The sequence below is a fragment of the Methylobacterium sp. genome (assembly GCF_019750675.1).
GTDB lineage: Bacteria > Pseudomonadota > Alphaproteobacteria > Rhizobiales > Beijerinckiaceae > Methylobacterium.
Genome location: NZ_JAIEOF010000349.1, coordinates 1 through 3,842, shown reverse-complemented (window position 1 = coordinate 3,842; position 3,842 = coordinate 1). Strand labels below are relative to the sequence as shown.

At 76.5% G+C, this 3,842-nt stretch carries 4 protein-coding genes and 1 pseudogene; all 5 read right to left on the bottom strand.

Translation table 11 applies throughout. From position 1 onward, the window contains the following. Positions 1 to 2: 2 nt before the first annotated feature. Positions 3 to 911 carry a tetratricopeptide repeat protein gene (locus tag K2X24_RS17770; RefSeq protein WP_292499661.1) on the bottom strand — a complete coding sequence of 303 codons (909 nt, stop codon included), beginning with the start codon at positions 909 to 911 and terminating at the stop codon, positions 3 to 5. Then, positions 911 to 1,852: a vWA domain-containing protein gene (locus K2X24_RS17765; RefSeq protein ID WP_292499659.1), complete on the bottom strand. Its 942-nt coding sequence runs from the start codon at positions 1,850 to 1,852 to the stop codon at positions 911 to 913. The genes K2X24_RS17770 and K2X24_RS17765 overlap by 1 nt, the downstream gene beginning before the upstream one ends. Next, a complete protein-coding gene (locus K2X24_RS17760) occupies positions 1,849 to 2,874 on the bottom strand; it encodes a VWA domain-containing protein (RefSeq protein WP_292499657.1) in 1,026 nt (341 codons plus the stop codon). Before K2X24_RS17760 ends, K2X24_RS17765 begins: the two co-directional genes overlap by 4 nt. Before the next feature lies 1 nt (position 2,875). Then, positions 2,876 to 3,334: a DUF4381 family protein gene (locus K2X24_RS17755; protein WP_292499655.1), complete on the bottom strand. Its 459-nt coding sequence runs from the start codon at positions 3,332 to 3,334 to the stop codon at positions 2,876 to 2,878. A 42-nt stretch (positions 3,335 to 3,376) separates the two neighbouring features. Then, positions 3,377 to 3,842 (bottom strand): annotated as a pseudogene (locus tag K2X24_RS17750) (DUF58 domain-containing protein); the annotation flags it as partial.

Sequence of the window (3,842 nt, the reverse complement as noted above, 5' to 3'; positions counted from 1 at the left end):
GCTCACCATGGATTGCTCCCACCGGGCACCGCCGTGCCGGCCTCGACGCGGGCCGCGTGCTCCGCCTTCAGGCGCAGCTTGAGATAGCGTCCGGGATCGTCCGGCAGGGTCTGCAGCCAGAGGCGGTCGGGGCGGATCTCGTGGGCCTCGAAGCTCTTCGTCACCCGGCGCACCTCGCGCTCGGGCGCCGCCGCGACCATGGCGGAGCCCGCCCCCGTGCGGCCACGGCCCGCCGCGTCGCTGGCCGAGCCGCGGGCCTCGCCCTTGCCGGAATCCACCGAGACCTGCTCGGCCTTGCCGCGCCGGGCCACCTTGCTGTTGCCGGGCGTCGAGGAGGTGGTGCCGCCCTCCTTGTTGCCGGCCAGGCCCTCGCCGCTGGAGGTGGCCTGGGTATCGTCGTTGGGGTCCTGGTTCGAGGTCTTGTTGTAGCGCGCGCCCACCGTGGCGGTGGCGTTGGCCACGCCGCCGCCCTTGCCGGGATCGCCGGCGCCCTCGTCCACGAGGCGGGCGATCAGCGAGCGGTTGGCCTGCGCGTCGGCATCGCGCGGGTTGTACTGGAGCGCGGCGTCGTAGGCGTCGAGCGCCCCCTGCAGGTCGCCGGATTTCGCGAGCGCGTTGCCGAGGTTGTAGGCGCTGCGCCGGCCGCCGTTGCGGAACAGGGCGGCAGCTTCCGTGTAGCGCCCGGCCTGGTAGAGGGCCGGGCCGCGCCAGGCCGGATCGTCGAGTACCCAGGCGGCGGCTCCGGGCAGCCCGGCCCCCATCAGGGCGCGGCCGAGGCTGGTGCGCGGCTGCGCCGTGGCGGTGAGGCCGAGGATGCCGGCGCCCGCGAGCCCGAGGGCGGCCAGACGTGCCCAGCGCGTCCATCCGCGGGGGAGGACGGGCAGGCGGGCGGACAACGAACCGATCGCCATCAGGCGCTCCTGCGGAACAGGACGAGGGCCGGCAGCAGGGCCAACAGCACGAGCCAGCGCCCGAGATCGGCGAAGGCCAGCACGGTGTAGCCCCCGGCCGCGAGGTGCTGGGCGGTGCTGGCGCCGACCGCGTCGAGCACGGGGGCGGGGCTGTCGAGGAGGGCGAAGCGGCCCGCGCCCGCGTCGGTCAGGCGCTCGAGGGCGCCCCGGTCGGGCTTGGGCGAGCCCGCCGGCAGGCCGGGCCCGGCGGGCACGAACAGCCCGTGCAGATGCCAGCCCTTGGCCCGGATCGCGCTCGCTTCGCGCAAGGCCGCGTCGCCGATGCCGTCGCCGTCCGTGACGAGGACAATGTCGCCCGCGATCACGCCGGCCTCCTCCAGGGTGCGGCGGGCCAGCGCGAGGCCGCGCTCGGGATGGGTGCCCCGGTCCGGCACGGTGTCTCCGTCGAGGGCGAAGAGGGTCGAGGCGAGGGCGTCCCGGTCGGTGGTGGGCGGGGCCGCGAGGTAGCTGTCCCCGGCATAGACCACCACGGCGACGCTGCGGGTGCCGGCGGCCTCGGCCGCCCCCTGTGCCACCTGGCGCACGTCCTTCAGGTGCCCGCCCTCCGCGATGGAGCGCGACAGGTCGACCACCACCACGGTGGCGTCGAGGTTGCGGAAGGTGGCGGCGTCCGGGCGCTCCACCGCCGGGCCGGTGAGGGCCAGGGCGACGAGCCCGGCCGCGATCGCCGCGGCGAGGTTCGCCTGCCGGCGCCCGCCCAGCACCGCCCCACGCCGGGCGAGCAGCGCCATCAGGCCGGGATCGACGGCCCGGGTCCAGTCGCCGAGCGGCGCCGAGCGCCAGGCGGCGCGCAGCGCCAGGGCGGCCACGAGGGGAATCGCCACCAGCCACCACGGCCGCAGGATAGCGCAGGTCCCGAGGAATGTGTCGAGGACGCTCATGCGGTCCGCCGCGACGCGAGGAGGCCGGCCGCGGCCAGGAAGGCGAGGGCGGCGGGCCAGGGCCAGAGGTCTTTCCGCAGCGGCACCGGCGGCGCCTTGGCGCGTCCGCCCTCGATCTCGTCGATGGCGTTGGCCATGGCGACGAGGTCCTCTGTAGTTTTCACGCGAAACATGCGGCCGCCGGTGAGGTCTGCGATCTCCCGCAGCGTCTCGGTGTCGACCACGTCCTGCTCGCCCTCGGCGTTGGAGAGGTCGCGGGGGCCCAGCGCGATGGTGTGGACGCGGACGCCGAGCTCCTTGGCGAGGCCGGCCACGTCCCGGGGCGTGGTCTGGCCGGCATTGTTGGCGCCGTCGGTCATCAGGATCACCACCTTGGCGGTGGCGGGCGGCGCGCCCTCGGCCTCCGGCCCGGCCGGAGTCAGGCGCCTGAGGGCGAGGCCGAGGCCGTCGCCGATGCCGGTGGAGCGGCCGACGAGGCCGATGGTGGCCTCGTCGAGGGCGCGGGCGACGGTGGCGGTGTCGAAGCTCGGGCTCGCGGCCACGTAGGATTCGTTGGCGAAGATGACGAGGCCGATGCGGTCGCCGGCCCGGCGGCGGATGAAGTCGGTGCCGACCCGCTTGACCGCGGCGAGCCGGGTCACGGTCTGGCCGTCTAGGGCGAAGTCGCGCCGCTCCATCGAGCCGGACAGGTCCATCACCAGCATGATCTCGCGGCCCGAGGCCGGCAGGGCGGTGGCCGGCAGGACGAGGCGCGGCCCCGCCAGGGCGACCACCAGGGCCACCCACAGGCTCCAGACCAGGATGGCGCGCCCGCGCCCGCGCGCCGCCACGCTGTCGCCCCGCGCGGCCTCGGCCACCAGGGAGGGCGGCACCTGCAGGGCGCCGCTCGCCCCGACCCACTCGGGCGGCATCAGCCGGGCCGCCAGGAGCGGCAGGGGCAGTAGCAGCAGGGCATAGGGACTCGCGAGGTCGAAGGCCGAGGCGAGGGCGGTGAGCCAGTGCGGTACGAGGCCCGTCAGCATGTCAGGCCCCGATCCGGGCAAAGAGCCGCGCCAGCTCGGCGTCCACCGGGCCGGGCTCGGGCGCGCCGCGCTGGTAGAGCCCCTCAGTGAAGATCCGGCCCGCGCCGGCGCTGAAGAAGGTCGTGGCGAAGAGCCGGTCGAGGGTGGCGGCCCAGGCCGTCCCCTGCGCATCCGCCGCCGCGTCGCCCTGGAGGGTGCGGGCGAGGCGGCGCAGGAGTTGCGCCTGCGCCACCCGGCGGCGCTCCGGCGGCAGGGCGTTGGCGGCGGCGAGGTCGGCCAGGGCCGCGCGCCGGACGGAGCCGCGCCGGCGCGCCCGCAGCCAGCGCAGCAGGCCGAGGACCAGGGCCGCGGTGAAGCCGAGCGCGATGGCGAGCATCACCGCGCCGTGGGCCCCGCCCGTCTCGGCGGGCAGGTGCAGGCCGCGCAGCTGGTCGAGGCCGGCCGGGGCGTCGGGCGTCACCGGGCCTCTCCCTGGCGACGTGGTACCCGAGAGCTTGGCGCCCTACAGCATCGCATCGAGGCGCTCCATCAGCGGCGCGTAGGCTTCCGGACCGGCCTCGACGTCGAGGCGCAGGCCCGCGATGCCGCGCTGGGCATAGGCGACGAGGCGGGCATCGGTGCCCGAGGATGCCCGGTCGGCCCGGCTCGCCTGCACGGTGCCGCGCCGGCCGTCCGGCGTGGCGAAGGGGTAGAAGCCCGGCGGCCGGGCGCGCTCGAAGGCGTCGCTCACGAGCACGAGGCGGATCGACAGGCGCTCGGCCATGATCGTCAGGAGGGGGTCGAAATCCTCCCCCGGCGCGTCGAGGGCGCTGCCGATGACGAGGTGGCCGCCCGAGGGCAACAGGCTCTGGGCCAGGGTCAGGGCGGGCGCGAGGGGCGGGTCCGCGCGCGTGTCGTCGGCCAGCGCCCGGGCGTGGGCCAGCGCCAGGGCGCCCGTGAGGGCGGTCATCGCCCGCTCGCCGCCGGCC

What these genes read in the sequence shown, in the direction of transcription:
- K2X24_RS17770 (WP_292499661.1), bottom strand. Translation starts at nt 911, where the DNA reads ATGGCGATCGGTTCGTTGTCCGCCCGCCTGCCCGTCCTCCCCCGCGGA.
- K2X24_RS17765 (WP_292499659.1), bottom strand. Translation starts at nt 1,852, where the DNA reads ATGAGCGTCCTCGACACATTCCTCGGGACCTGCGCTATCCTGCGGCCG.
- K2X24_RS17760 (WP_292499657.1), bottom strand. Translation starts at nt 2,874, where the DNA reads ATGCTGACGGGCCTCGTACCGCACTGGCTCACCGCCCTCGCCTCGGCC.